This window comes from Spirosoma sp. 48-14 (assembly GCF_001898575.1).
GTDB lineage: Bacteria > Bacteroidota > Bacteroidia > Cytophagales > Spirosomataceae > Spirosoma.
In genome coordinates, this window is sequence record NZ_MKUD01000010.1 from 81,666 (window position 1) to 106,607 (window position 24,942).

A 24,942-nucleotide genomic window follows, 5' to 3' on the forward strand; every position below is an offset into this window, starting at 1 on the left:
CACTAAAAATACCTAACTCTATACACTATACGTTACTTCGATTCAAACCCCATATCAGCCTTGTTGACCGAAAAGAACAGGGGTTGCAGGGTCTGGTTAAATGTCCAGACTGAACACCAGAGCTTGCCTGTTAAGAGAAGTTTAAGTCGGTCCAGGGGCGATAGCTGCCAACACGTAATCCTGATGCCTTCGGTCCCTTCCCGGATGTAGGCAGGCAGGGGCCGGTACTCAGGCTGATCCTTGGCGATGACAATCGTCTGCTCGGCAAATTCGATTGCTGTCAGCCCGTAGGGGCGCTTATCCTCAGCGTCGAGCTTAACAGCAGACAGCGTTTTGTAAAGGAGCCAGCCAACAACCAGCATGGCCAGTGCTACAACGATGAGGGCGATTTTGATACCCGTGAAAAGAAGCATAGTTAATGATTTAAAAGTCGTTTGATAATTCGGTTCAATCGTGCGTTTTCTTTTTCCAGTTCACGGATCAGTTGATCTTTTGGATCTGGTAAGACAGGAAGTCGGCAGGTGCAGCGGTGAGGGCCGTAGATGGCACTACCATAGCAACCAGGAATGAGCACCTTGCCAACTTCCTTGTCGTAGACGTAATGACACTTCACTACTACTGCTCGATAATGGCGATGTCCGGCGCAATCTCCCGAATGCTGTCCAGGACCTTGTCGATCTCAAAATCGCGCATTTCTTCGATCAGATCGTTTGCCTGGGCTGATACCAGTGTACACGACAGATCATCAGGCTTGATATAGACCTCTACTTCGACTATTCGCTTCGGCGTTCCTTTGAAAATGGGAACATTCAGATTGAAACTCTCCGGCAGATTACTTTGAACGGCCTGATTGCGTAGGTCGGTCGCATTGCCCCGGTTATCAGTTGCCTTTTCGATTTCACGCTGAACCTTCGCCTTGAAGTTCTGAAGGTCCGAAACCAGGCTCATGGCGGTTGATTGAACCTCGAAGGCAGAACGATTCATTTTAAACAGCTTGGCCATGTCGAAATTGGACAAATAGCGCTCGGTGTTGATGCCAAATCGGACAAACATGGGATGCAGTTCCAGTTTGCCTTCAATGGTGGGTCCGAAGTAATCCTGTTCGCCAATGTCCAGTTTGATCGACAACTTATCCCGGTTGACCAAAATATGACTTTGTTTCTGATCGATCAGACTCACGCGTTTGGAAAGCCACTGGAGCGGGCTGTCCAGTACGCCTTCGATGTCGAGTTGTAGCGGTTCCCGCACTTCCAGCGCTTTGCCTTCCCGGAAAATGATTTCGTTAGTGCCAGCCAGCTCGAGTTTGATTTCTGGTTTCATAAATAATTAGTTGTAAAAAATGTGAGGAAATAAACGCTTAGTAGGGTAAGCGTTTTTAGTCGTTGGTGCCCGTTTTGAACTCATCGCCCCGCGTGAGACCAAACACGGTTTGCTGATTTTCACCAGGCCGCATGGGTCGGGAGCTGACCAGCCGTCCTTCGGCGTTGTAATAGCCGACGATCTTAGCCTCGGTATCGAAGAACATATAACAGGGCTCGGTGACCTGCTCGGCTTTGTTACGCAGATACAGCAGTGTTATACCCGCTTTGCCTTTGAGTTCTTTCAGCGTTTTATTGAACTCATCGGTAAGTTTTTTCTTTTCAGCCTCCAGCTTGGCAATCTGGATACTGACGTCGGTGTACGAATCCTTGAGCTGATTCAGATCATCCGATTCGTAGGGCTTGAGGTATTCCAGCTCCTCGACACGGTCGCAGTTATCGCTCAGGTAGCGTTTGCGTTCTGACAAAGGGATGTCGGCAAATAATTGGTTTTGCATCGTAATAAAAGGGGTTTTTTAAATTGGTAAATCATCGTTGGGATGGCGGGAAGGAGTCTTGCCCTCAAACGTGTGAAGCTGCTTTTTCAGCTCCTCATTTTCTCGTTTGAGTTGGCGCATATCGTCCAGCAGGGAGCGGTAGGGATAGTCAGACCGTCCCCCAAAGCCATACCCCCAGTTATCCAGTAGCGAATTGTGGTCTTCGTCCTGAAGCTTTTTAATGGCCTGGTTCAATAGTTCAATCATCCCCCGAAGCCGGGCATCCTTTTCGTGATGGGTGCCACCCATGCCCACCATTTCAGCGCACATGATCACGGATCGGAAATAGACCAGCGTTTCCTGATTCATGCGCTTGCGTTCCGATATGGCCTGAGCCGCGTCGTGTTTGTAATGATTGAGAATGGCCTGAATTTTCTTAGCCAGATCACCACAGTGGAACGTGTGAATGATTTGCTCATGCTCTTTAACAATTCGCTCCAGTTTAGGATCCTGCGTAGGTTCAGCTTCTTCATCCAGCCATCGAACCAGGTCCACACTGCGCTCCAGATTGTCAGCAGGCATATAACCGCCATCTTTATAAATCATCAGGCGGGGGAAATTCGCATTGTCCATGAACAGGGTAATAAGCCCCTCCACTGGTTTTCGGTCATTTAAATTGATCCATTTCATGATTTTGGTTTGGTTTTGGCATACGTGAAACAGCGTGCGTATTCAGCAATAGAGGGCGAAAAGGAATAGACAACAGGCACTCCTTTCGTATTGAGCGCATAGCTAACGCGCTGCGGAAACTGGATAGCCAGGGTACTTCGGGGGTTTGCCAGTGCTTCACCAGACAAGCCCGTTATGGTTGCGTAGAGGGGCATAGGGTGTAGATCAAGTTTGGATTTTTAAGGCCATTTGAATAGCCTGCTCAAGCGCGACAACTAATGGGCTTTTCACCGGATAAGTAGCATATGCAATAGTTTGCCCAACTCCAGGGACATTGTTGTTATGCCAGCTTGCAGCCTCATATTCTGCTGTATAACTTTCGTTTAACTGAGCAACTAATGCCTGAGCAGTATCCAGAAGGCTAGGAGCCGCAGCAATCAATTGAGCATTCGCAAGAGTTTGTAGATTAAAATCCTTCCAACCCTGTTCCTGCCCTTTCCGTGGTCCGCTTCGGTGCTGTTTAAAAACCACAATGGGCGCACATCCTGTTGGAGCACCTTCCAAAACAGGCCCCCGAACCTCCAACTCATGTTTGGCTTCGTTGTAAATTGGCACCCAAGGACCCGGTGTATGTTGCGTATTCATAGGATGTGGAGTTAAACAGCCGCTACGTGCGGAGTATAGTTGAGCATGTAGAACCGGCGCGTCACGCTGTTATAACCCAGTCCTTTTTCGCGAGCGCGGACTTTGAGGCCCTCCCAGTTGGCTTTAAATTCAGCCTGAGGTAGAAAGTCCAGATCCTTTAGTTTCAGGGCATGTTCATCCCAGTCAGCGGGGAAATCAGACGACAACCCATCGACTCGGTTTTGCCAGTCGCTGAGTAGTTTCGAACGTTCGGCCAGTTCCAGCTTGTGCGGATGACGCTGCTTTTTCTCCTCCACCGGTGGAATCTGATCCGCCGTGGTCAGGCCCGGTACATGTTGCTTGACAGCCTCCACCGTTTTAGCCACCACAGGGGCGGAAACGGTAGGGGCTTCTTTGACCTCGTTTTTTATGGAAAACTTATGACCAAACAGATCGGGCAAGTACTCCCAGACCAGCTTAGCCAGTAGATGATCGTACAGGGGCCGGGCGGCCAGGGGTGGATTGAACTCAGCCTGATCCGCGGTTAGACTGCCTACCAGACGCCCCGCTTTTTTGAGCGATACCGTGCAAGCCGTAGCCGTCGTAGCCGTTTCCACGCTGTAGCTATTTCGCTTCAGGACCCGTTCCGTAAGACCCCGTTCCAGCACTGTTTGATTATTAACCACACTCACCCCATGCAGGGATTCCAGTACGGTCAGGCCCAGGGTTGTACCCAGAAACAGTTTCAAATAGGTCTCGTCGCTGTTATCGCAATACTTGGAAGCTGTCAGCTGATCGGCCAGAATCTTTAGGTCAGCGTGAGTGGTAGGGGAAAGGAGCGGATGCATGATGAGAATTGATTGTTCGATAGTGGCGTACCAGATAGCAGTGCAGCATCAGTAGGAACCCGGCCATGCATAGCGCAATGACCAGATTATCGTAGAGCAGATCACCTAAGAATCGTTTCATCGCGCAAAGGAGCAGTAGAGGTAGCCAGCGAAGAAGGCGCTCAGGATTAGTATGCCCGACCAGGTGACGATGGTAACCCAGTCGTAGGAACGTGCTAACTTTTTCATGACCGGGCTTTGGCTTGGGCTTGGGTTTGATTTTGAACCTGTACCTGTAAATCCGAGAGAATAGCCGACCCCGCCAGCTGGGCCGTGATGCTGCCAATACCCAGCGTTTTCATCAGGTACTGGTACCGCTCGGCCATCATCAGCTGCACTTGAGCGGGGCTCATCGGGCGTTTCATTTGTTGCTTGTTTTGCATAGCTTTGATCTTGAAAATATTTGAAGTTTTGCACCTGAGCCTGGCACTTGCTGGGCTCAGGTCTTTATAGGATGCCTGTTAGGCCGAAATACGCTTCTTCTTGACCGCTTTCTTTTCGAGTCGCTTTTTGTAAAGACCGATCGCATCAGCTACGGACAGACGGGTGGAGCGTACAATAGAGCGGATTCGTCGTTTATGATTTACCTCGACCTGATAGGTTTTTTCGGGAAGAATTTTCGCTTTGGTCAGATCAAAGGGAAAGCGTGGGTCGTACTGGGTGACCGCTTCCACGTGTACCGTTTCCTGAACCGACGGGAAAATTTCATTCCGTAGGTCTGCTCGGAGTTGCTTAGCTTTTTTGGCGCTCATGTGAATTGATTATTAGTTAACTGTAAATTTTTAGGGCGGGGTAGGGTGAACAAAGAAGGCCAGCGGCAAAAGGCCCCTGGCCTTACTCCCTTTTTATCCACACCATAGAGATAGCTAGGCTATTAACCTGGCTACAGCTTCCCCTTTTATTGGGCAAGAGTTACATGGCTTTCGCCTTTTTCTTGCGTGTTGAATGCAGCACGGTCGATACATCCACCGGACTGCCAGAATTTAAATACGCCAGCAGCTCAGGCTTATAGAAATAGAGCCGGCCGTGCCGCTTCTGGTGAGGGATCTGGCTAATGTTCTGATACACCGTTCCGGGCGCAATGCCCAGTACTTTGGCGGCTCCTTCCACGTCCAATGGCAAATTCTCGTCCACCGCCGAAGCCGACTGGAACGCCTGAACGAGGCCGATCAGGTGGTTTACCAGCCCTTCCATTCGGTTAAGCTGGGCCTGTAATTCGTCGAACGGGTTAGTCATGGCTGGCGCAGGATTTGGGTAATCTTTTGAATGCTCGATTGACTCAGTCCGTATTTCTGGGCCAGATGGCTCAGCACGGCCGTTTTCATGCTTCCTTTTCGGATCTGGCGCTGGTATTGGGCGATGATCGCTTCGTTGCGTTTTTCTTTTTGCTGGCGGGCGGGGGTGAGAAAAGGCATAACAGTCGAAGGTTAGGCGTTGGCGGTCGGCAAACCCAGCCGGACAGCGGTTAGGCTCGTTGACTGGATCAGTTTTCTATTCAGCGTGCGGTGAATAAACTCGCGCCCTTTTTCGGTCCACACCAAATAGTGTTTGGTTTGAGGCTTGCCTGCACTGTCGGTATAAGCGTGGGTTTTCAGATGTGCGTAGTCCTTATCGACGTGGACGGAATAGAGCACCCACGTGCCGCGCTGTTTGTACTGCACACCTGCCATGTGCAGGTGTTTGTTGAGTTTAATGGCACTCATGCCCAGTTCCTGCGCAATAACCGTCGTGGTCAGTTCGGTCGTAGAGGAAAGAACCGCATCGGCGTATAGGGCCTTTGGGCGTAACGCTTCGTTTTCTGCCAGAAGAAGCTCTTTCTGTTCGACCTCCACTAAAAGCGCTTGCAGGGCTTCCTTATAGGTTTGGGGCAGGGAAGGGGCTTCTGCCGTTTTTGCCACAACTAAATCTTCTGCCCAATCTCGAAAGCGTTTAGCTCGGTCTGATTTGATAAAAAAACCAAGTCGAACCACACCCCGTTTTGTCCACCACGTTTCGGCTTGATTTCCAACGGCGTTAGGATTCCTAACGCTGACGAAATGCTTTCCTTCAATCAATTCATCTGTGTGAACAGACTTATGATAACGGATATTCCCATCATCAACGCCGAATCCAGCAGCTACCTCAGCGGTTGTCAATGCCCATTCATGCACAGCATGAGGGCGAACGTTTAGGGCTATTTCGTCGAATTGAAGTTGCATAGACTTAAGCAGTTAAAGGTTGGGCATAAGGATCGTACGACTCCATCCAATCAACTTCAGCCTCAAAAAGCGAGGTAAATCCATTCATTTTGTTACGAAATGTTCCAGCTGTGACATGATGGGCCTCACAGAATGATTTTTGAGCTACTTGCCGTTGGGTATGATTCAACCGTTCATATGCCGATCTGAACCGCGAGCGTAGGCTTTTTGACCGCTTGCTCATCTGCCTTGGATTATTATCTTTGCTTGTCATACGTTTGTCATTTCACTGTCAAGCGTTGTCATTACATTGACATGTGCAAATGTAATTACATTTTATATCGTGTCAATGCATTATGGAAAATTTTTTTGATGAAGTAATTACAATGTCAATACACGAAGGCAAATGGCTTAAGAAAACGCTACGCCAGAGAGGTATCAAGCAGGAGGATTTTGCATCCGACTTAGGACTTTCGCGCAATCAATTGATTGTACTCATGAAGGAAAGTCCCTTCAGCAAGCGGTACCGAGGTGAAATGTTGGCAAAACTTGGTTTGTCAGAAGAGGAGTTTGATAGAATAGCGCAGTTGGAACATGATGAACCAGATGATGAAACCGAACCTGAGTTTCATTCGCCATATAATGCCAAGCATAAGGGGAGTAGCTCGAAGCTAAACATGTGGTGGGTACCAGCCAAAGCAGAAGCTGGGTTCATCAGAGGTTTTGCAAAACGAGTATTTCCCAGTATGATTCAACGAGGTAGTATGCCCTTTATTCAGGGTGAATGTTTTGGTTTTGAAATAGAAGGCTTTTCAATGTTTCCAACCTATTTACCTGGAACATACATTGTTTGTACAATGCTGGAAGATGCGAGTTGGCTTAAGAAGGGGAAAGTCTATGTCTTTCAAACGCACGATGGATTGATTATTAAATTTTTTGAGCGCATTGAAAAAGGATTGATTTATACGCGCGCCGATAACAATAATTTCAATCCTGTCCAGCCGATTCCAGTAGAAGAAATTGTGCAGTTATATAATATAGAATTTGATATGAATCGACCGAAACATTAACATAGAAAACCTACACCGTAACCTTCCTGATATGAAAAACACCTTTACTTTTTTATTGGTCATACCCCTGCTTTTAAACTGCGAACCTTCTAAAGAGCAACTATGCTCAAAAATGGATGATAGCATTCGAAAGCATTATGAGGACATGGCTTTTAAGGCTAATATCCCTTTAAAAATATTTGATATAAAAACAGTTGATTTTAAAATGGTGGGTCAGGACAAAGTAGACTCTCTTACCCATGATCGATATAGTAATATGATGAATGCTTTTCATCAAGCTTTCTTAGCAACTAATGAGGTTGCAAAATCTAAAATTGAATTAATGAAGCTTGGTGGAGAAATAAATGGAAAAGCTTCTGAGTATGATAAAAATAGAGTAGATGAATCTTTAGCCAAATTAAAGGAGCTTAGCGATTCTGTAAATTATTATGTGCGCTTAGATTCTCTATTAGAAATAAAGATGAAGGCTCGAAAAGACGATCCTAAAATCTATTATTTCTCAAAGACATTTACAAAACTGACTGCTGATAATAAGAACACATTAGACACTCTCTATTATGTGCTTAACAAAGATTTCAAAATAATTACACATTAATTTTCTCCACCCTCAATCCTTCCTGAAAAATGAAATGGACTTATACATTCCTTGTATTGGCTGTCCTATTAACGGGCTGCGGTCGCTTTATCCCTACTGAAATTGAGTCGAATAAACTCCTTGGTATTATACCGATACAATATGGCAAAGGTAGTTACCAGGCAACCCAGCAGGTAAGAGCCAGTCGGGAGGATATATTTCGTCAAGCCCGCCGGTGGGCCGCATTTCATGTGCCTGATCCTTCGGCTGCACTTTCAATCAGTGATAATATGCTGGGCGACATTATCACCTATGGATCAATTGCCAGTGTTTCGCTTCAGGAGAAACGCCTTTACGTGAATCTGCCCAGCGTTCAGTATTCAGCAAGCATCGAATGCTATGACAATGCTTACCGGGTAACGCTAACTAATTTTGTCATGCAGGGGCAGCCTACACCTCATCCAATTGAGGTCCGCAATACCGATATAAGTAAAAAGCGGGCCCGACTTCAATACGAAGCGATTGATCAAAAAGTGATAACTATTCTGGAAAGTATTGACGGATTTATTCGCTCAGAAGTAGCAAGCGTGCCAAGATAATCCCAGTCTTAAACGAGTGATTTTGTACACAGCCTCAACTCTTCCTGTCCATGAAAAACCTGTTTACTTTTTTAAGTATCATCATATCTTTTCCTATCGTTGCCCAGAATAACTATGTAGCGACATCACCTAACTCGGCTATACCGGGTAATAATAACGTTTTAGTTGGGCCTAATTCTGGTACTGCCATCACAACGGCTGGGTACAATGTCTTTTTGGGTGCTGGGACTGGTTCTAATACGACTAGTGGAGAAGGCAATGTGTTTATTGGCTATACTACCGGACGCAGCAATATATCTGGAGCGTACAACACCTTTGTAGGGCTTGGGTCCGGTACGCACAATGTAAGTGGTTACCAGAATACCTTTCTTGGAAATAATACAGGTGTTTGGAATACTGCTACTGGTAATACGTTTATTGGGGCCGTTTCGGGTAACTTAAATTCTACGGGTGGAGGCAATTCATTTCTTGGCGCTTATTCTGGCTATGTTAACACGACAGGAAATAACAATACGTTTCTGGGTAGTTATGCCGGCACTAATAATGAAACAGCCTCCGATAATACCTTTGTTGGCACCGAATCTGGCAAAGCAAATTCTACCGGTTTTAGTAACGTTTTTATTGGTTCAGCTTCGGGTAAATCCAACACCACTGGAAATTCAAATATCTTTTTAGGTCATAACAGTGGCATGGCCAATACCACAGGAGGGAGTAATATTTTTGCTGGCGAACAGGCTGGTTACTCCAATACAAGTGGAGGGGGAAATATCTATCTGGGTAATAGTAGCGGAATCAGTAATACAGCTGGTAACAGCAATGTTTTTATTGGTGGTAGTTCAGGCTATAATAACCAGGCGAATTATAACATTTTTATTGGCCTCGCTGCGGGGGCCAGCTTTGAGCCGCCACCTAATACGACATCTGCCGATCCTACTGGATATGCCAATACGATGATAGGCTATAAATCCGGCCAATTCAATCAATCAGGTGCATTCAATACATTTTTAGGTAATGGTACAGGGGCACGAAATACATCAGGCTCTTATAATACATTTTTAGGGTCAGGAGCCGGTGGTGAGGGCGATGGCGTATTTAAAGGTTTATTTATGACGACAGGTATACGAAATACCTTCGTGGGTAATGCCAGTGGCTATTTTATTAAAACAGGCAATGCCAATGTAGCCGTTGGCTCTCAAGCTTCTTTTAATAATCAGTACGGTAATTATAATGTAACTGTTGGGGATTCTTCTGGATTTAAAAGCGTAACTTCTAATAATGTCTATGTAGGGAGTAAGGCTGGCTTCAACAATTTTACAGGAGGAAATAATACATTCCTAGGGTTCAAAGCAGGCTACAATAGTACAGGTTCTAACAACATCATCATCGGCCCTTCTTCTGGTACCGCAATCTCTACAGGTGACGATAATGTGTTGATGGGCTACAACGCCCAGGCCATCGATGGCCTACAAAATGCCATCGCCATCGGTTCCAACTCCCGCGTAGCTGTCAGCAACGCTATGATCTTAGGCAATGGGGTGAACGTGGGCATCGGTACCTCAGCACCCACGGCCCGGCTGGAAGTGGTCAGCGATAAACCCGATCAAAGTGGCTTAAAGCTATCGAGCCTAACAGATAATAGTCGAACGACTCATCAGAGTGATCAGTTTCTAACGGTCGATGGCCAGGGCAACGTCGTCAAGGCCCGATACCAGCTCCGCATTCAGGATCCGGCCCAGTGGAGTGATAAGGTCTTTACGCCTGGCTATTCGCTCAAGTCACTGCCTGCTATCGAACGTTATGTACAGCAGAACGGGCATTTGCCGGATGTACCATCGGCCGAGGAGGTAGCCAGTAAAGGGGTGGATCTGGTCAAGATGAATGCGCTCCTGCTTCAGAAGATCGAGGAGCTGACGCTGCATGCGATTGAGCAGGAGAAGCGTCTGGAAAAACAACAGGCACAATTAGATCAATTACTAAAAACCTCTAATAAGTAAGCTTTTAAAAACCACCGCTTAGTAAAGTGGGGTTGACAATAATCAGCTTATAAGTAGATTTGAATACCCATATCCTTACGTTATAAATCCTCTTTTACAGGGAGTTGCAAGCTACTATGCTATTTAATTCGTATATTTGCGCCCCCTTTTAACTTACACCATTAAAGGGAAAATAATGATTCAACCTGAAACCCCAACTGTAACAACACCTTCAAAATTAGATATACCCACATTTGCAGACTTAGTTACCTATTATGGACCTTATTTAGGCCTGATTATTGCACTGATCATTGTTATCTTGATCCTTCAATATGTTTGGTTCAAACGGGTACTTAAGGCAAATGCAGAAGAAATTAAGCGGCTTGTTGATCATGAAAAAGAACTGAGTACGCGGCTCATGCACTTCATTGATCAAAGGATCGGTTTTAAACCACCGAAGCCTCACCGGTAATAACAAACCGATAGAAGCCCACGTTTATAATAAAATGTCCACTCAAATAGTAGAGATATGCTAACAACCGAATCCATTGTCCTGCTGGTATTGCTTCTTGGATTGCTGTTGACGTTGGCGATTCAAATTAGAAGTACGTTGCAAATTGAAAAGCATAACCTGGTATTGTACAGGCTTCGCGCTACCCATGATGAGGTATTTCTTACCTTAGTTGACAATGTTGATAATGAATCGCTTTCAAGGGAAGAAAAGCTGGAAATGAGAGTAACTATTGAAAAACTTGAAATTATGACTAGGTTTTTTAATAAGGCTAAAGAGCGATTTACTTTTAAAAATCTGTCTCAACTTTTGTTTGCCAAAAACAATTCTCCTTATGTAGAAACTGACATTCAACAACTAAGCCCTGAAATTATAAAGGTAAGAAAGACTGTTACAGGGGCATTGTTATTTGCCTTTGAGCGCTATATTCCTTTTTACTTTTTTCGACTAGTGATGAAACTTTTTACTCTGGCCAGCCAGTTGCTTTTTCTTTTCGGAGTAAAACAGATTTCGAGTAAGTATGAAAAGCTAAAGGAATATAAAAAGGTATTTGAGATATATAAAAATGTAAATAAAAAATACCATCAGTACGAGTTATGTGAAATCTAAAAGATGATTTCACTAAAAAGCCCAGATGAATCTGGGCTTTTTAGTTTTAACGATTTGTTATTACAGCAAATTACTCAAATACTTCCGCGTCTGCTCATCCTCAAAACTGCCCAGGTAGTCCTCCGTTGTTTTGAGGCTGGTATGTCCCAGCGACTGCGAAATAAACGCCACCGGCGCTTCGGAGCGTAGTAGAATCGTCGCAAAGGAATGGCGGGCGGCATAGGTGTTGACCTCTTCCTGAATCCCAAGCGCCTGGGCTACCCGGGCCATGTACTTGTTGGTCTGTTTGACCAGCTGCTTAATGACCGCCTTTTTGCGCCGGGCGTCCATGTCATCATTCAGGTAGGGAAACAGATAATCCATCGGACCCCGGCTTTTATTGCCCCATTCATCGAGAATAGCAAGGCTCTGGGGAAACAGCTTACAAACGACCTTGATCTGTTTGGCCCGGCTGGTACGGGTCGTCTTTTGGCGCACAAACGTCAGTTCTTCCGACTCCAGATTGACATCCTTCCAGCGAAGCCGAAATATATCCGACAGGTTCATACCGTTACACAGGTACGAAAACACCCAAAAACACTTGCTCCGCTGCTCAGTGGTGCCTTCCAGAGTGGGATAGGCGATAATGTCCAGAATCCGCTGTTTGGTCAGCGACTTCTTCACGTTGATCGTTGCCGGTACCGTGTAGCCTTCCTTGGTGAACGGATAGGCATCGGCCGGGATCTGTTTGTTCTGAATGGCGTCGTTAAAGATGGCCCGCAGATTACGGGTATACATGCTGATGGTCGTCAAACCGGCCGGGGTAGGGGTCCCTTTGGGTGAGCGGGGTGCTTTTCCGAATTGCAGCATCCAGTTTTCGTACCGATACAAAAAATCGGGCGTGATATGATGAAGCAGAAGCACAGGAGAATCGCCCAGCAAACCCCGCCGATCGGCGGGCGAGAGCGAATCGATAAACCGCTCGAAGGACCGGGCCGAGGACTTATAGTTATCACTGTTGCCGATTTGGTCCGCAGCTTCAAATTCGGCAGCCTTGGCCCGCATCTGGGAAATGACGTCCGTTTTATTGATTAGTACCGGCCCCTCGCTCTGCCAGGCGGCTTTAAAGCCAGCAATGGAAAAGGGGCGAAGCTGCTGGGCCAGAAGTCTGGCTTTCTCAATATGTGGGCTCAGCAGGTCATAGACCGCCTGGGCTTCGGCCGACAAAGCGATTCGTTTGGCAGGATTGTCAAACCTGGTCACCAGCCGCTCGTACAGGGCCGGTTTGACCACAACACCCTCTTTGATCGGAAAGGCAATGCGCTGGCGGATATTCTGATACGAAACCCGTAGCTTTACACTGTAAAGACCCTCCCTGGTGGGATTAAAGGCGAGGTTGAGCGAGGGGATATTGGGGTTCATGACTAGTGAAAAAATGGCCCAAAGAATGGCCCGAAACTAGTCAAATAGCAGCAAATAACAGCAAAATAGTTTTATTAAAAATGGATAATAATTGGCTAATTATCTGTTAGTTGTCAAGTATCGTAAAACAGGCGGGTAAGGGTATGGAATCGTATCCGCGTGCCTTCTAAGCAGACGGTCAAGCGTTCGAGTCGCTTCGGGATCACTCAGATAATCAAGCACTTATCTAAAATGATAAGTGCTTTTTTGTTTAAACCGCGTTTTAAACAAATATTACCCCGGTTGTTAATCAATAAAAAAGGTCTTGGTACAGACCTGCTTTTAATATTTATCTAATTCCAGTAAATCAACGTTTGATTTTATTCTGGCAAACCGCAAGCATACAAACTTTTAATGGCTTGTAGTCTTCTCCTTATAAGAATCCCTTCAATGCCTGCCACATGTGCTTGGTTGAACAAAACTCGGTTAAGCCCTTTTTGGGAGCTAGGAAGTACGTTCTCTATGAGTTTTGCCATGTCCCATCTGTAATTACTGGCACATAGACGTATATAATAACCAGCGTATTACATTTTTACATACGTTTACTGCTTCATTTTGAGGTTAAAACGTATGAAAGAATTTTCCCTATCCGACCTTTTAAAGTCAATTTGTGGAGAAAAAAGAAGACGGCTGCCATACCAACTCATAGTGCTAAAGAGTTGGTTGTTTTTCCTGCTTGGATTGAGTTTGTTAGGCTTTCTGGGAAATTCATCTGAGGCTTGGGCTCAATGTCCTGCCCATGTTAATCCCGTTGCAAGCCTGACCGTTTTGGCAGGGTCAGTAGTCAATGCAATTAGTTTTGATGGAACATCCAACAGTTATGAGTGGTCCAACTCTAATCCTGACATAGGATTGCCAACCAACGGTAGGGGAACTATTAGCTCGTTCACTGCCCTCAATAGTGGAACCAGCTCACAGACGGCTATCATAACTGTAACTCCAATAACTAAGTCTTCTCCTCTACTGTACGTGAGCTTAGAGCAATCGATAAGCAGTACAACAACTGGATTAGTGGATGTCTATGACCCTATATCTAATACGATTCTTACGTCAATTGAAATCGGTCATGATCCCTTCGGCGTAGCAATCAGCCCGGATGGCAGTCGAGTCTACGTAACTAATAGTCAGTCTAATAATGTAAGTGTGATCAATACCACCAATAATACGGTGATCGCTACCGTCCAGGTTGGTGCTTCGCCGAGTGGCATATGTATAACTCCTGATGGTCATTGGGTTTATGTATCCAATCGGGAATCCAATACTTTAAGTGTTATCAGTGCGTCTACCAATACGGTGCACGCCACTATTCCGGTTCAGAAAGATCCTCTCGGGATAAGTGTAAGCCCCGAGGGAAACCGAATCTACGTAGCATCCAGTTTCAAGGGAGTGAGTGTTATTGATGTTGCAACAAATCAAGTAATAACGACTATTTCAATAGGATATCCTATTGGAGTGAGTGTAAGCCCTGATGGGAAGCGGGTTTATGCTACCAGTGTATCTGAAAGTGCGGTAAAAGTTATTGATGCAGCTACCAATACCATTATGGCATCAATCCCAGTGGGCGATATCCCTTATGGTATAAGTGTAAGTCCGGACGGCAGCCGAGTTTATGTGAGCAATGAACTTTTGAATACAGTAAGTGTAATTGATGCGCTCGCCAGCGCAGTAATTGCTACCATCCCAGTAGGCTTGCGTCCTAATGGGATAAGTGTGAGCCCAGATGGGAAGCGAGTTTATGTGATAAATTCGTTAGGGTTTAGTATGAGTATTATTGATGCGGCAGCCAATACCGTTATAGAAAAAATATTCTTTCCTAAACCAGTTGGGAATAATTTAGGAAACTTTGTTCAGTCGGGTTTATGTAAGGGTGAGCCTGTAAACTTTACAATCACTGTGCTGCCGATGCTCAGTTTACAGGCTAACTCCACTCTTAGCGTCAATCAACCCATATCAGTAACGGCTACTGGTTGCTCAGGGGGGGGGACCATTAACTGGAGCCCTCAGGGAGGGCTTGGCTCGGCAGATGGAGCTGTCTACACTTTCTCGGCACCCGGTAGCTATACCCTTTCTGCTTCCTGCACTCTGGGTAGTTACACCAGTCAGACTAGTACTCCCACGACACTGACAATACTGCCGTCAGTACCAATTTTCGCGATTGCTTCCGTCAACCTGATCAGCTGCGAGGCCACCGATACTGGTCGGCGATTGATCAAGTTCGATCCCGTCTACACGGGGCAGACAGGAGAGAAGATTGTGCTTGCTATTGCCTACGATAACTTCATTACTGATCAATCAGGGCCCTACACTTTAGAAGTGCCTATTGATCAGACGATTCTGACGTTTATTGCTCAACAGGGAGGTACTACGGCCATTTACAACTACCGCTGGCTGGATGCCTGTACACAGGCAACATCCAATCAACAGCCGATCACTACTGGTATTCCTAGTCAGACAGCCCTGGTAGGGCAAGCATATCAGCTTAACCTGGCTACTTACTTTGTTGATCCGAATAAAGATCCTTTAAGGTTTATCGTATCCGGTCTTCCCGACCATCTAAAGTTGACAGGATCCATCATAAGCGGCACTCTCTCCAGTACAGAAAGTTTTGTGATCAGTGTAACGGCGGTTAATCCAAAGGGTTTGTTCGTATCGACGACTTTTCAGCTCACAGTCAATGAGGTAATCCCACCAACTCAACCCTTTACTATAGTTAGTGTCATCATGAATGGTTGTCAGAATTTGGGGAATAATCTGCGGCTGGTGAGTTTCTCTAATCAATACGCTGGTCTAACGGGGGAGCCGATCGTACTGGCGATGACTAATGGATACATCACTACGCTGGCAGGACCTTACAGCCAAACTCTATCAACTGATCAGCCGCTTTTAACTCTGATTGCTAACCAGGGAGGGGCAACCGCTGTCTTCAACTACAATTGGCTGTCGGCTTGTGGTAGTGGAGCGCGTCGAGCGATTGGGGAGATATCGACTGACTTGCAGGTGAAAGTACTGGGTAATCCGGTGCAGGGCCAACAGGTGGAGTTGGAGATTCGGGGCGTGGTAGGGAGTTGGGTAGAGGTATCATTGCTGGATGCCCAGGGGCGCTCTAATCACCAGCAGCGGTTGACTTGGTTAACGGACGGGGAGCGAGTGAGTGTACCTTTAGCTCCAGCTTTAGGTATGCAGTTGGTTAAGGTACAGACTGAAAGTCAATCCCAAACGCTGAAAGTAATCAAGGGTCGCTAACATAGGAGCAGTAACCGATTTATTCCATCAAAGTTGGGTCTTACTCTCCTTGGGCTGGTACAAGGCAAAATCCATACCCAGTACTTTCAGGTATATTATAGGGAGCTTACCACCTTGCATCTGGGTGCGAGGTCCTCATTAAAGCTAGCCAAGGAAACGCATTATCAGGACTTATTCTAAAGACTTTTCTTCGGCATACTACCTCTAATAGCTGGCTATGTCTTTTTGCAGGTATCCAAGTGAGCGATAGGAGCATTTTGCTGTATGCTATTTGGTTTGGGAGTTGAAAGCTGGGAAGGGTTAGAGTGCCACGTCGTGTTATACCACCTTGCCAAATAAGGCGATCTACAAAAACTTATTTTAGTAAATAAAAATTTTAAAATGGTTATATATTGGGAGTGATAGATAAAGTTTATACATGGCCGATATACGCGTTATGGGCCAAATACCCATTTCTGGTTGTCGCTTTTTATCGATAAAGCGCTTCGTTTTGTCCAACGATATGGGCTCCCATTCAACTCCGCTTGGTGGTTCGATAGATGGCAACTTCAGTGAAGCCATTAAAGGCCAGCAAACCAACTCAGCTAGTTGTAGTTATCAGTCATAGTGTTTGAATCAAAACGAGTTAGCTGTCGCTTGTACTAACCACAAAGTACCCCTATGACCATTAGGAAGTTACTACATTGGATTACACCACTAACGTTAGGAGCTTTAGTGGGTCTCTACGAGATCCTGCATGGCTTATATTATGTACTGTACGGAACACCCGAACAGAAGCGAGATTATCCACTCGAGATTGTACTAGGTCTGCCTATCATGGTCATTTGCCTTGGGGGACATTGGGTGATAAGTCGGCTTACACATTCGAATACGCGCACTATCTGGATTATTGAATCAATATTGGTGGGGCTGACCCTGTACGGTTTTTATCGGTCGTAAAAGTGCATAGTACGGTCAGAAACGGAGCGGACAGCATTTTAGTCAGAACTCAGTATGAATAATATCGTAACGATTTGTTAGGCAACAGCCGGGCTGAAACAGCTAATTTATTGGCAAAAGGGTAGGAGTAGAATTAGGGATTCCCAGTAGGCGATCTTGCTCCTTGCCCATGTAAATTACTAATCGAGTGAAACGTTAAATTTTACTATGAGTAGCACCTCTGATGGTCATCCAACCATGCATATATCTAAATCCTGAATGGGCTATAAAACTCTTGCAGATGAAGATGGTGATTGCAGAATAAAGAGAAATCTATTAATCTGTCGTGACTCTGCATCAGTGGATTTAGAAAGCCAGTAATGCGTCTATTCCATAAAATGAAGTGCCTCTTTGAAGCTATGTTGCTACTGTTTCTAAGAAGTTTCTAAGATCTGATTAAGGCCTTTCTAAGTATTTCAGGTGTTATTTGCTCTGTTCGCAACTAGCCGACAGCGGATGGGGCTGTCTCGGAGACGCCCAATAATTCATTTATTTATAGCGAGTTATGTCAAGACCATGAAGCTGGGTGTCGATGCACTCGTCTGACCAATGGCTATGCGGTGGTTAAGAAAAATTTGCCAGTAGATAGCTGGATGGTTCGCCAGCATCTCGTAACCGCTTTTTCTATGAGTAACACGATAGAGTATCCGCAACGATCGCTTGGTCTTACGTTCACCCCAGACCGTAAGGCCCGGCTACATATATGGGCGCCTTTTGCTGAAAAAGTGGTCGTTACCCTCCCCATGAAATCGTTGGAATTACCTTTACAAAAGGGTACTGACGGGTATTGGAATACCGAAACGGATCAGATCAAACCCGGTGATTTATATACGTTTGTCATTAACGACGAGCAGGAATGCGCTGACCCGGCGTCGCTCATACAGCCTCAGGGAGTTTATGGGCCTTCTGAAGCTTTTGATACATCAGCTTTTTACTGGGAAGATGCGCACTGGATCAATCCGCCTATCAACGAATACATCATTTATGAAGTCGATATCTGCACCTTTACACCAGCAGGTACCTTGAAGGCGTTGATCCATAAACTGAATTACCTGAAAAAGCTGGGTGTTACGGCTATTCTGCTCAGGCCGGTCCCCCCGTTTCTGAATCCTAACGATCAACAGCCGGGATCGCCTTTTTTATACGCTGTTCAGTCGTCCTGCGGTGGTCCGGCTCATCTGCAACAATTGGTAAATGCCTGCCATTTTGAAGGAATTGCGGTTATTCTGGATCTAGTATATCAATGGGGCGAACAACCTGCAAAGGAGGTAGGAAACGTTGGCTTTCTGGGCCATTCGCAGACTCGTATGCCTAATCGTAAACCGGCTTTGTCCCATGAGGCTAATGAGCGCTATATTATCGAAAATATGCTCATGTGGTTCCGGGAGTTTCATATCGACGCGCTCCAGTTGACGGATAGTCAAACCCTGCCCGATGCTGACCAGCTACTTCATCAGATGCGAACGCATACGAGTGCGTTGACCCGCATCACCGGACGGCAATACTACCTGCTGGCTGAACACGCTATCACGCAACGCCTGTCTGGTAACGATCAGCAGACTGGCGATCTATTTGTAGAGCAGGTGCCGCCCGAAAAAATGGCTGAGGCAACCGGGATATCCTTTGATCAGGATATGGTCATCCGACGGTGCCAAACCCGGCATTATCAGGAATCGTATCTGTATGATTCAGACTTTTCGGCTGCACTCGATGAGTTATTCGATCAGGGAGATGGCGATGGGGTAGGCGAAGGGCTGATGTCTATTGCGCAGAAATGTGCTAAAACCCATCCTAGCCTGCTGGAGGCCTATGCTGATCAGTCATTGTCTACGGAATTTGTGAAGCTGATGGCGGGCTATATTATGGTAAGCCCCTGTATACCTACCCTGTTTATGGGCGAGGAGTGGGGGGCTATGAATCCGTTTCAGACACTGACTCCCGGCGAGCCAGTTTCAATAGGTTCGGTTCCTGAATCGCTGCTCGTCGATCAGGAAAGCCAGTCGGTCTCTGCGTTGCCCTGGGAAAGGCTGAGCGAGCAATCCTGTAGCACCTTATATCAGTATTATCAGTCGCTTACGGCGCTCCGGCGACAACAACCTGCCTTGCATCACCTCAATTCGGGGCAAACCCGGACCATTCAAAAGCAGGGTGAGCCAACCATCCGTATGCACCGATCGTATAAAGCCAATGAGGTGGTATGTCTGATGAATTTTTCGCCTGAAAAGCAAGTCGTTACCTTGCCTGAATCGAGAAATGGCTGGCAGAAACTGCTCGATTCGGCCGATCCGGTCTGGGGTGGTCCGGGCCAGTCGCCCGAGTTGGTGACGACTACTACAATGCTGACACTACAGCCCGAATCAATCGTCGTTTATAAAGCACAGTCCTGAACTTGTTTGGGCGAGATAGCAAACGCATAAACCCTGCCTATATGGCACTTAAAAGTGCAAACCGATGAGTGATTCTGGTACATGCTAACTAGGTTTTAAAGCGTCGTAAGGTTGGCGTTGACCTGATCTGCGTTAACGTGATGATCTAGTTTTCACTGAGCAACTTTAATAACACACCATTAGTCCAGCCGAAGCCGTCCTGATTAGGGTATTCACCGCCTTTAGCTGCGGCCGTACTAACTACGTCGTATTTTTCGACCATCTTGCCCGACGCTTTGTAGACCCGTAGATTTTCGGCTACCCAGTGTGTCTTAACCTTATTAGCCAGTGGAACCTGACGATACGTGCGGAGTCCCTGAATAGCTATCCATTGCAGTGGTGCCCAGCCGTTGGGCGCATCCCACTGCTGCCCCGTAGTTTGCAGTGTCGCCGTTAGGCCGCCCGGTTTCAGAAACGATTGTTCCACCTTGCGGGCCACCGTCACAGCCTGGGCCGACGTAGCAATTTTTACAAAAAGAGGGTATACCCCCGCCAGCGTATAGACCAGCGATGGTTTGCGGGACACGAAATCATAATCGAAAAAGAAGCCGCTTTTAGGATTCCAGCAGTAGCGCTGGATGGCGATACGGCGTTGCTGGGCCAGTTGCTCATAGGTTTTCGAACGAGTTAGATCGCCTTTCAGTCGGTACCCGTCTGCCAATGTTTGCTCCAGATTGACCAGTAGCGTATTTAAGTCGACGGGAACGAAATCGGTCGTGTGAATCGTGCGTAGATTTTTTCCATCCCGGAACCAGCGACTGCTGAAATCCCAACCCGACTCGGCCGCAGCCCGAAGATGCCGGTAAAGAACCGCCGGATTTCTGGTATGCCGGACCAGTTGCACATCCTCTCGATACGATTCCGGGCGCGGGGTTGATTGGTCGTCATAGTAACGATTCATATACACACCTTCGGCCAGTTGTACCACCCGTCGGTAAGCCGGTTGTTGTGTTGTTAACCGATCTTTGCCATCCATCCAGAAATCATACTCCTGCTGGAGTTCGGGCAAATAGGTGAGCAACGCCCGACGTCCCTGAATTTCTGTGAGCAGATTGACCATGAACGAGAAAAACGGCGGCTGTGACCGACTCAGAAAATACGTTCGATTTCCGTTGGGAATAAAACCAAACGTACGGATCAGGTAGGCGAAGTTATCGACCATATTTCTAATCAGCGCTGTTTTGCCCGACGCCCGAAGGCCTAACATCGTGAAATAGCTATCCCAGTAATAAATCTCTCCAAAGCGCCCACCGGGCACGACGTACGGATTTGGCAAGGGAATCAGCGACCCAGCCTGTTCACCTGGTTTAGAACGGGGCGTGGCCGGGCGAGTGAGTACAGGCCATAGATCGGTTATGTGCTGGCTCGCTGATTGACCGACGCGACTCGTGTAGCCCGATGCGGACTTGGTCGGTAGTGTAAACTGTTGTAAAACAAACGCTTTTAGGGTGAAGTCGTTACGCTGCCGGGCTTTCTCGTAGCTCGTCAGAATGGCTTCTGGCGGGTAGTTGGGAATGCAGTCGGCAAAGGTTTTCGAATCGGGGAAAACCGCTTTTAGCTGAACGGCTTCAAATAACTTACCGAATTGCTCGTCGGGGCCTGGTAGGGATTGTTGTTCTGGGCTGGCGTTTTTAAGGACCTGCTGCCCCTGACTGGCGGGTAGGCTACTAAAAAAGAAAACAAGAACTAAGAGGTATTGAATCGGATGGTATTGTTTCATGAAGTTCCGTTTATGGATAGGGCGTTCGATTAGAACGACCCTATCCCATCAACTGTCTCAGGCACAAACGCTTTCGCTACAGTGTCCGGCCGGTCTATAATCGATTGAATGATCTGCAGCGGTACGCGTACCCATTCGGGACGATGGCTTAACTCCTGATTTAAATCCGAGATGGCTTTTTCGAGCAGATAGGTTTCCAGCATCATTTGCAGATCGTCGGGATCGTCAGGAATGAACGAGCTGCCCTGAACTGTATCCAGATAGGCCTCCATAAAAAAGTTGCTCATGCACTGCGCCCAGAATCCGGCATAGGGTAGTAGGGGAGCAGTATCTTCGGCCGTTACCTGATTTGTCTGTAAAAAACCTTCGTAGCCGACGTAGTAAAACGAGCGGATCAGGGACGCTACATCGCGCAGGGGCGACCGCTTCAAGCGACGTTCGCTGTAGCTCCGGCCCGACTCGCCACCGAAATCCTGAATAGCGATGTCTTTTCCCGTCAGCAGAATCTTTTCCAGTTGCAGATCGCCGTGAATGCGGATTTTCGTGCTGACCAGTTTTTTACCATAAATGCGTTTGAACAGGGCTAATACCTCTTCTTTTCGGCCTAGTATCCGTTCCACATCCTGCCGTACATCGTCCGGAAGGCGTTGAAGGTTCCGTTTCTGCGTCTGGTAGCTTTCGCGAACCAGCGATTGGAAACCGGCATATAAAGAGCGCTGATAATGGAGGGAGAACTCTTCCGGTGAAAAATCGCCCAGTGTCTTGTCAGACGCCAGTGCCCGATGCATCTGGCCGATTCGTTCCCCTAAAAGGCGAACCTGCTCGGCGGCACGATGACCGATCAGCTCCTGAGTTTCATGCCCAAGCTCAGCGAAGGAGACGGGTTGGCTCAATGTACCCAGGCTGGCATTCACCGCATCGGCCAATTGTACCGGATTGCGGGCCAAAATCCGTTCAATGAAATTGTTGATGCGCTCCAGTACGTACTGCTTGCCATCGCCATGCTGCGCTACCTGTTTCTGCATGACGGCCAACATGATTGGCTCGCCAGAAACAAACATTTCGAGCATACCCGCAAACGGAGGCACATTGGAAAAACCGGCCTTTTCCGACAGGAACCAGCTTATTTCGGCATCCGGGTTGATGGATCGGTCGACCTTCCGATATACTTTCAGTACGAAACAGTGGTCGTAGACAATAGAGGCATAGGCTGGGCCGGAAGCCGCCAGTTTCGACTTTATTGTGCTGTGCTGTGCTACGTAATCCGTTAGCATTGGCTTACTTTGACGTACCAGATTGCCTTCTGCAGGCCTGTTTTCCCCAGCTATTTTCTGAAGTAATGCCTGCTGTACATCGGGGAGGTACAAGCCATCGCAGAGTACGCCCGACTCATGGCCCAGATGCAGATCAGCCAATACAGCCTGGGGGCAGCTATGCAGCAGAAGAGCGGACTGTAATTCGTCGGCAAAGGCAACGACCAACTGGAAAATTTCGGGCAGGCCGCGCTCGTACGACACCTCAAGCAACAGAATATAGGCCGAGCCTACCGGCAACATCAGTGGGGCATGGTTCAGGATCGTAACACTCCGCATGGTTACACGCTTTTCCCGGAACCAGTCCGTTCGGAGCAGATAGTCGGGTAACACTTTCGTTTCCAGTCGTTCGCGGGTGTTGTGATTCAGGATTTGTCCCCAGAGAGCAACGTGTAGTTCGGGCAACTGGAGCGGGCTAGTCTGATTTACAGCTGCTTTTTCCAGGACAAACCATTGGTAGTCGTGAGGAGCCAACGTGAAGAAATACGTTTCCCGTTCGGAAATGGCCGGGAACGCATTCCGGCTGAATAACTCCACAGGGATGTATCCACCGAAGCCATCCAGCTCGATCTCGGCAGGTTGTGCATATTTCGACAGGTTGATGATAATCAGCAGGGTCTGCTCTTCGTAGGTGCGGGTAAACGCCAGCACTTTCGGATTTTCGACGTTCAGGAACCTCATATCCCCCCGGCCAAACGCCTTGTATTTCTTTCGCAGCGTCATCATCCGCTTCATAAACCAGAACAGCGACGAGGTATTCTGGCGCTGGGTTTCAACGTTAACGGACTCGTAATGGTACTCCGAATCGAGAATGGTAGGTAAATACAGCTTATGCGGATTGGCAGCCGAAAAGCCCGCATTCCGATCGGGCGACCATTGCATGGGTGTGCGAACTCCGTCGCGGTCGCCCAGGTACACGTTGTCGCCCATCCCGATTTCATCACCATAATACAGAACGGGTGTACCGGGCAACGAGAAGAGCAGTGAATTCATCAGCTCGATTTTCTTCCGGTTGTTGCTCAGAAGGGGGGCCAGTCGATGGCGGAGACCGAGGTTAATGCGGGAGCGGGGATCTTTGATGTACGTTTTGTACATATAGTCCCGTTCTTCGTCGGTAACCATTTCCAGCGTCAGCTCATCGTGGTTGCGGAGAAAGATGGCCCACTGGCAGTTTTCGGGGATAGTGGGGGTCTGATCGAAAATGTCGGTGATGGGGTATCGATCTTCCATCTGCAACGCCATAAACAGACGCGGCATAACCGGGAAATGATAATTCATGTGGCATTCATCGCCATCGCCAAAGTACGACGCTGCATCTTCGGGCCACATGTTGGCTTCGGCCAGAAACACTACCCCCGGAAAATGGTCATCGATGTGCTGGCGTAGCTGTTTCAGAAAAGCGTGTGTTTCGGGCAGGTTTTCGCCATTGGTGCCTTCCCGCTCGAACAGATACGGAACGGCATCGAGCCGGAAGCCATCCACGCCCATCTCGCACCAGTAGTCGATGATGTTGAATATCTCGCTTTGAACAAGCGGGTTGTCGTAGTTCAGATCCGGCTGGTGATGAAAAAAGCGGTGCCAGTAGTATTGCTGCGCTTCGTGATCCCAGGTCCAGTTGGAGTGTTCGAAGTCCTGGAAAATAATGCGGACATCGTTGTACTGGGTGGGGTTGTCGGTCCAGACATAGTAATCGCGTTCGGGCGATCCTTTTGGCGCTTTTCGGGCGCGTTGAAACCAGGGATGCTGATCGGAGGTGTGGTTAATGACCAGCTCTGTGATAACTTTCAGGTTCCGCTGATGGGCTTCGTGAAGCAGCGTTTTAAACTGGTCGATGGTACCGTACGACGGGTTGATGGTGTAGTAATCCGCAATGTCGTAGCCGTCATCGCGCAGGGGCGACGGATAGAAGGGTAACAGCCAGATCGCCGTAACGCCCAGTTCCTGAAGGTAGTCCAGTTTCTGAAGCAAGCCCTTAAAATCACCGATGCCGTCGCCATTGCCATCGCAAAAGGCTTTGATGTGCAATTCATAAATAATGGCGTCCTTATACCACTGGAGATTGCCCTGAAGATCTATGTTCGTTTCTGTCATGATTTCTGGAAGTAAACGGTTCGATTGGTCGATAGCGCTAGCCTGACTGGTACTGAACCCGACTCTATCGACAAACAGGATTTTGGCAACTTCTCGATTCGAGCTAAGAATCTGCTTACAGACCGCTTAGAAATTACTTAGAACGCTTTTGAGACTTGGTTGTTTAGCGGGAAATCAAACTTTTGATGGAACGTCTCTAAGAAGTTTCTAAGATTTACTTAAGTCGGTTTTAAGCTTGATAGA

General features: G+C 47.3%; 25 protein-coding genes. 9 read left to right on the plus strand and 16 right to left on the minus strand.

From position 1 onward, the window contains the following. Nucleotides 1–32: 32 nt before the first annotated feature. The 13 genes from BGO59_RS08795 to BGO59_RS08855 all read right to left on the minus strand — a co-directional run bounded on the left by BGO59_RS08795 (nucleotide 33) and on the right by BGO59_RS08855 (nucleotide 6,173). Nucleotides 33–413 carry a hypothetical protein gene (locus tag BGO59_RS08795; RefSeq protein WP_293683251.1) on the minus strand — a complete coding sequence of 127 codons (381 nt, stop codon included), beginning with the start codon at nucleotides 411–413 and terminating at the stop codon, nucleotides 33–35. Between the two features lie 202 nt (nucleotides 414–615). Further along, nucleotides 616–1,320: a hypothetical protein gene (locus BGO59_RS08800; RefSeq protein WP_293683252.1), complete on the minus strand. Its 705-nt coding sequence runs from the start codon at nucleotides 1,318–1,320 to the stop codon at nucleotides 616–618. A gap of 55 nt (nucleotides 1,321–1,375) precedes the next feature. Next, nucleotides 1,376–1,816, minus strand: coding sequence for a hypothetical protein (locus tag BGO59_RS08805; protein WP_293683253.1), 441 nt, complete (start codon nucleotides 1,814–1,816; stop codon nucleotides 1,376–1,378). 18 nt (nucleotides 1,817–1,834) lie between these two features. After that, a complete protein-coding gene (locus BGO59_RS08810; RefSeq protein WP_293683254.1) occupies nucleotides 1,835–2,485 on the minus strand; it encodes a hypothetical protein in 651 nt (216 codons plus the stop codon). Then, on the minus strand, nucleotides 2,482–2,679 hold the full coding sequence (locus BGO59_RS08815) for a hypothetical protein (RefSeq protein ID WP_293683255.1): 198 nt from the start codon (nucleotides 2,677–2,679) through the stop codon (nucleotides 2,482–2,484). The genes BGO59_RS08810 and BGO59_RS08815 overlap by 4 nt, the downstream gene beginning before the upstream one ends. Nucleotides 2,680–2,689: 10 nt before the next feature. Next, on the minus strand, nucleotides 2,690–3,109 hold the full coding sequence (locus BGO59_RS08820) for a hypothetical protein (protein WP_293683256.1): 420 nt from the start codon (nucleotides 3,107–3,109) through the stop codon (nucleotides 2,690–2,692). Nucleotides 3,110–3,120: 11 nt separating this feature from the next. Beyond that, a complete protein-coding gene (locus tag BGO59_RS08825; protein WP_293683257.1) occupies nucleotides 3,121–3,936 on the minus strand; it encodes a hypothetical protein in 816 nt (271 codons plus the stop codon). Next, on the minus strand, nucleotides 3,902–4,057 hold the full coding sequence (locus BGO59_RS08830; protein WP_293683258.1) for a hypothetical protein: 156 nt from the start codon (nucleotides 4,055–4,057) through the stop codon (nucleotides 3,902–3,904). The genes BGO59_RS08825 and BGO59_RS08830 overlap by 35 nt, the downstream gene beginning before the upstream one ends. Nucleotides 4,058–4,160: 103 nt before the next feature. Next, nucleotides 4,161–4,340, minus strand: coding sequence for a hypothetical protein (locus BGO59_RS08835; protein WP_293683259.1), 180 nt, complete (start codon nucleotides 4,338–4,340; stop codon nucleotides 4,161–4,163). A gap of 96 nt (nucleotides 4,341–4,436) precedes the next feature. Further along, entirely contained in the window at nucleotides 4,437–4,727 is a 291-nt protein-coding gene (locus BGO59_RS08840; protein WP_293683260.1) for a hypothetical protein, read from the minus strand. A gap of 160 nt (nucleotides 4,728–4,887) precedes the next feature. Next, nucleotides 4,888–5,211 carry a helix-turn-helix domain-containing protein gene (locus BGO59_RS08845; RefSeq protein ID WP_293683261.1) on the minus strand — a complete coding sequence of 108 codons (324 nt, stop codon included), beginning with the start codon at nucleotides 5,209–5,211 and terminating at the stop codon, nucleotides 4,888–4,890. Continuing rightward, nucleotides 5,208–5,390 carry a hypothetical protein gene (locus tag BGO59_RS08850; RefSeq protein ID WP_293683262.1) on the minus strand — a complete coding sequence of 61 codons (183 nt, stop codon included), beginning with the start codon at nucleotides 5,388–5,390 and terminating at the stop codon, nucleotides 5,208–5,210. Before BGO59_RS08850 ends, BGO59_RS08845 begins: the two co-directional genes overlap by 4 nt. Nucleotides 5,391–5,402: 12 nt before the next feature. Continuing rightward, complete coding sequence (locus BGO59_RS08855) at nucleotides 5,403–6,173, minus strand: phage antirepressor KilAC domain-containing protein (protein ID WP_293683263.1); 771 nt, start codon at nucleotides 6,171–6,173, stop codon at nucleotides 5,403–5,405. Between the two features lie 335 nt (nucleotides 6,174–6,508). Here BGO59_RS08855 and BGO59_RS08860 point away from each other — a divergent pair, with 335 nt between their 5' ends. From BGO59_RS08860 to BGO59_RS08885, 6 genes are all read left to right on the plus strand, one after another. After that, complete coding sequence (locus tag BGO59_RS08860; protein WP_293683264.1) at nucleotides 6,509–7,222, plus strand: LexA family transcriptional regulator; 714 nt, start codon at nucleotides 6,509–6,511, stop codon at nucleotides 7,220–7,222. A 31-nt stretch (nucleotides 7,223–7,253) separates the two neighbouring features. Beyond that, complete coding sequence (locus BGO59_RS08865; protein ID WP_293683265.1) at nucleotides 7,254–7,817, plus strand: hypothetical protein; 564 nt, start codon at nucleotides 7,254–7,256, stop codon at nucleotides 7,815–7,817. 29 nt (nucleotides 7,818–7,846) lie between these two features. After that, nucleotides 7,847–8,395: a DUF4468 domain-containing protein gene (locus BGO59_RS08870; protein WP_293683266.1), complete on the plus strand. Its 549-nt coding sequence runs from the start codon at nucleotides 7,847–7,849 to the stop codon at nucleotides 8,393–8,395. 50 nt (nucleotides 8,396–8,445) lie between these two features. Beyond that, nucleotides 8,446–10,389 (plus strand): hypothetical protein, encoded by a 1,944-nt coding sequence (locus BGO59_RS08875; RefSeq protein ID WP_293683267.1) that lies wholly within the window; start codon nucleotides 8,446–8,448, stop codon nucleotides 10,387–10,389. A gap of 175 nt (nucleotides 10,390–10,564) precedes the next feature. Next, entirely contained in the window at nucleotides 10,565–10,840 is a 276-nt protein-coding gene (locus tag BGO59_RS08880; protein ID WP_293683268.1) for a hypothetical protein, read from the plus strand. A gap of 57 nt (nucleotides 10,841–10,897) precedes the next feature. After that, nucleotides 10,898–11,488, plus strand: a complete 591-nt coding sequence (locus BGO59_RS08885) for a hypothetical protein (protein ID WP_293683269.1) — start codon at nucleotides 10,898–10,900, stop codon at nucleotides 11,486–11,488. A 60-nt stretch (nucleotides 11,489–11,548) separates the two neighbouring features. Here the strand turns inward: BGO59_RS08885 and BGO59_RS08890 are convergent, their stop codons facing one another. Further along, the gene (locus BGO59_RS08890) at nucleotides 11,549–12,889 is read right to left on the minus strand and encodes a site-specific integrase (protein ID WP_293683270.1); all 1,341 of its coding nucleotides are present in this window, start codon (nucleotides 12,887–12,889) and stop codon (nucleotides 11,549–11,551) included. Nucleotides 12,890–13,897: 1,008 nt separating this feature from the next. Between BGO59_RS08890 and BGO59_RS08895 the strand changes: the two genes are divergently transcribed. The 3 genes from BGO59_RS08895 to BGO59_RS08905 all read left to right on the plus strand — a co-directional run bounded on the left by BGO59_RS08895 (nucleotide 13,898) and on the right by BGO59_RS08905 (nucleotide 19,536). Continuing rightward, nucleotides 13,898–16,171: a beta-propeller fold lactonase family protein gene (locus tag BGO59_RS08895; RefSeq protein ID WP_293683271.1), complete on the plus strand. Its 2,274-nt coding sequence runs from the start codon at nucleotides 13,898–13,900 to the stop codon at nucleotides 16,169–16,171. Between the two features lie 660 nt (nucleotides 16,172–16,831). Further along, nucleotides 16,832–17,110, plus strand: a complete 279-nt coding sequence (locus BGO59_RS08900; protein ID WP_293683272.1) for a hypothetical protein — start codon at nucleotides 16,832–16,834, stop codon at nucleotides 17,108–17,110. 665 nt (nucleotides 17,111–17,775) lie between these two features. Further along, a complete protein-coding gene (locus BGO59_RS08905) occupies nucleotides 17,776–19,536 on the plus strand; it encodes an alpha-amylase family glycosyl hydrolase (RefSeq protein WP_293683273.1) in 1,761 nt (586 codons plus the stop codon). Between the two features lie 145 nt (nucleotides 19,537–19,681). Here the strand turns inward: BGO59_RS08905 and treF are convergent, their stop codons facing one another. Beyond that, entirely contained in the window at nucleotides 19,682–21,295 is a 1,614-nt protein-coding gene (gene treF / locus BGO59_RS08910; RefSeq protein WP_293683274.1) for an alpha,alpha-trehalase TreF, read from the minus strand. 29 nt (nucleotides 21,296–21,324) lie between these two features. Then, nucleotides 21,325–24,699: a maltose alpha-D-glucosyltransferase gene (gene treS / locus BGO59_RS08915; protein ID WP_293683275.1), complete on the minus strand. Its 3,375-nt coding sequence runs from the start codon at nucleotides 24,697–24,699 to the stop codon at nucleotides 21,325–21,327. Between the last annotated feature and the right edge of the window lie 243 nt (nucleotides 24,700–24,942).

Excerpts from the sequence above, each read along its gene's own strand:
- BGO59_RS08795 (WP_293683251.1), bottom strand. The coding sequence starts at position 413 with ATGCTTCTTTTCACGGGTATCAAAATCGCCCTCATCGTTGTAGCACTG.
- BGO59_RS08800 (WP_293683252.1), bottom strand. The coding sequence starts at position 1,320 with ATGAAACCAGAAATCAAACTCGAGCTGGCTGGCACTAACGAAATCATT.
- BGO59_RS08805 (WP_293683253.1), bottom strand. The coding sequence starts at position 1,816 with ATGCAAAACCAATTATTTGCCGACATCCCTTTGTCAGAACGCAAACGC.
- BGO59_RS08810 (WP_293683254.1), bottom strand. The coding sequence starts at position 2,485 with ATGAAATGGATCAATTTAAATGACCGAAAACCAGTGGAGGGGCTTATT.
- BGO59_RS08815 (WP_293683255.1), bottom strand. The coding sequence starts at position 2,679 with ATGCCCCTCTACGCAACCATAACGGGCTTGTCTGGTGAAGCACTGGCA.
- BGO59_RS08820 (WP_293683256.1), bottom strand. The coding sequence starts at position 3,109 with ATGAATACGCAACATACACCGGGTCCTTGGGTGCCAATTTACAACGAA.
- BGO59_RS08825 (WP_293683257.1), bottom strand. The coding sequence starts at position 3,936 with ATGCATCCGCTCCTTTCCCCTACCACTCACGCTGACCTAAAGATTCTG.
- BGO59_RS08830 (WP_293683258.1), bottom strand. The coding sequence starts at position 4,057 with ATGAAACGATTCTTAGGTGATCTGCTCTACGATAATCTGGTCATTGCG.
- BGO59_RS08835 (WP_293683259.1), bottom strand. The coding sequence starts at position 4,340 with ATGAAACGCCCGATGAGCCCCGCTCAAGTGCAGCTGATGATGGCCGAG.
- BGO59_RS08840 (WP_293683260.1), bottom strand. The coding sequence starts at position 4,727 with ATGAGCGCCAAAAAAGCTAAGCAACTCCGAGCAGACCTACGGAATGAA.
- BGO59_RS08845 (WP_293683261.1), bottom strand. The coding sequence starts at position 5,211 with ATGACTAACCCGTTCGACGAATTACAGGCCCAGCTTAACCGAATGGAA.
- BGO59_RS08850 (WP_293683262.1), bottom strand. The coding sequence starts at position 5,390 with ATGCCTTTTCTCACCCCCGCCCGCCAGCAAAAAGAAAAACGCAACGAA.
- BGO59_RS08855 (WP_293683263.1), bottom strand. The coding sequence starts at position 6,173 with ATGCAACTTCAATTCGACGAAATAGCCCTAAACGTTCGCCCTCATGCT.
- BGO59_RS08860 (WP_293683264.1), top strand. The coding sequence starts at position 6,509 with ATGGAAAATTTTTTTGATGAAGTAATTACAATGTCAATACACGAAGGC.
- BGO59_RS08865 (WP_293683265.1), top strand. The coding sequence starts at position 7,254 with ATGAAAAACACCTTTACTTTTTTATTGGTCATACCCCTGCTTTTAAAC.
- BGO59_RS08870 (WP_293683266.1), top strand. The coding sequence starts at position 7,847 with ATGAAATGGACTTATACATTCCTTGTATTGGCTGTCCTATTAACGGGC.
- BGO59_RS08875 (WP_293683267.1), top strand. The coding sequence starts at position 8,446 with ATGAAAAACCTGTTTACTTTTTTAAGTATCATCATATCTTTTCCTATC.
- BGO59_RS08880 (WP_293683268.1), top strand. The coding sequence starts at position 10,565 with ATGATTCAACCTGAAACCCCAACTGTAACAACACCTTCAAAATTAGAT.
- BGO59_RS08885 (WP_293683269.1), top strand. The coding sequence starts at position 10,898 with ATGCTAACAACCGAATCCATTGTCCTGCTGGTATTGCTTCTTGGATTG.
- BGO59_RS08890 (WP_293683270.1), bottom strand. The coding sequence starts at position 12,889 with ATGAACCCCAATATCCCCTCGCTCAACCTCGCCTTTAATCCCACCAGG.
- BGO59_RS08900 (WP_293683272.1), top strand. The coding sequence starts at position 16,832 with ATGACCATTAGGAAGTTACTACATTGGATTACACCACTAACGTTAGGA.
- BGO59_RS08905 (WP_293683273.1), top strand. The coding sequence starts at position 17,776 with ATGAGTAACACGATAGAGTATCCGCAACGATCGCTTGGTCTTACGTTC.
- treF (WP_293683274.1), bottom strand. The coding sequence starts at position 21,295 with ATGAAACAATACCATCCGATTCAATACCTCTTAGTTCTTGTTTTCTTT.
- treS (WP_293683275.1), bottom strand. The coding sequence starts at position 24,699 with ATGACAGAAACGAACATAGATCTTCAGGGCAATCTCCAGTGGTATAAG.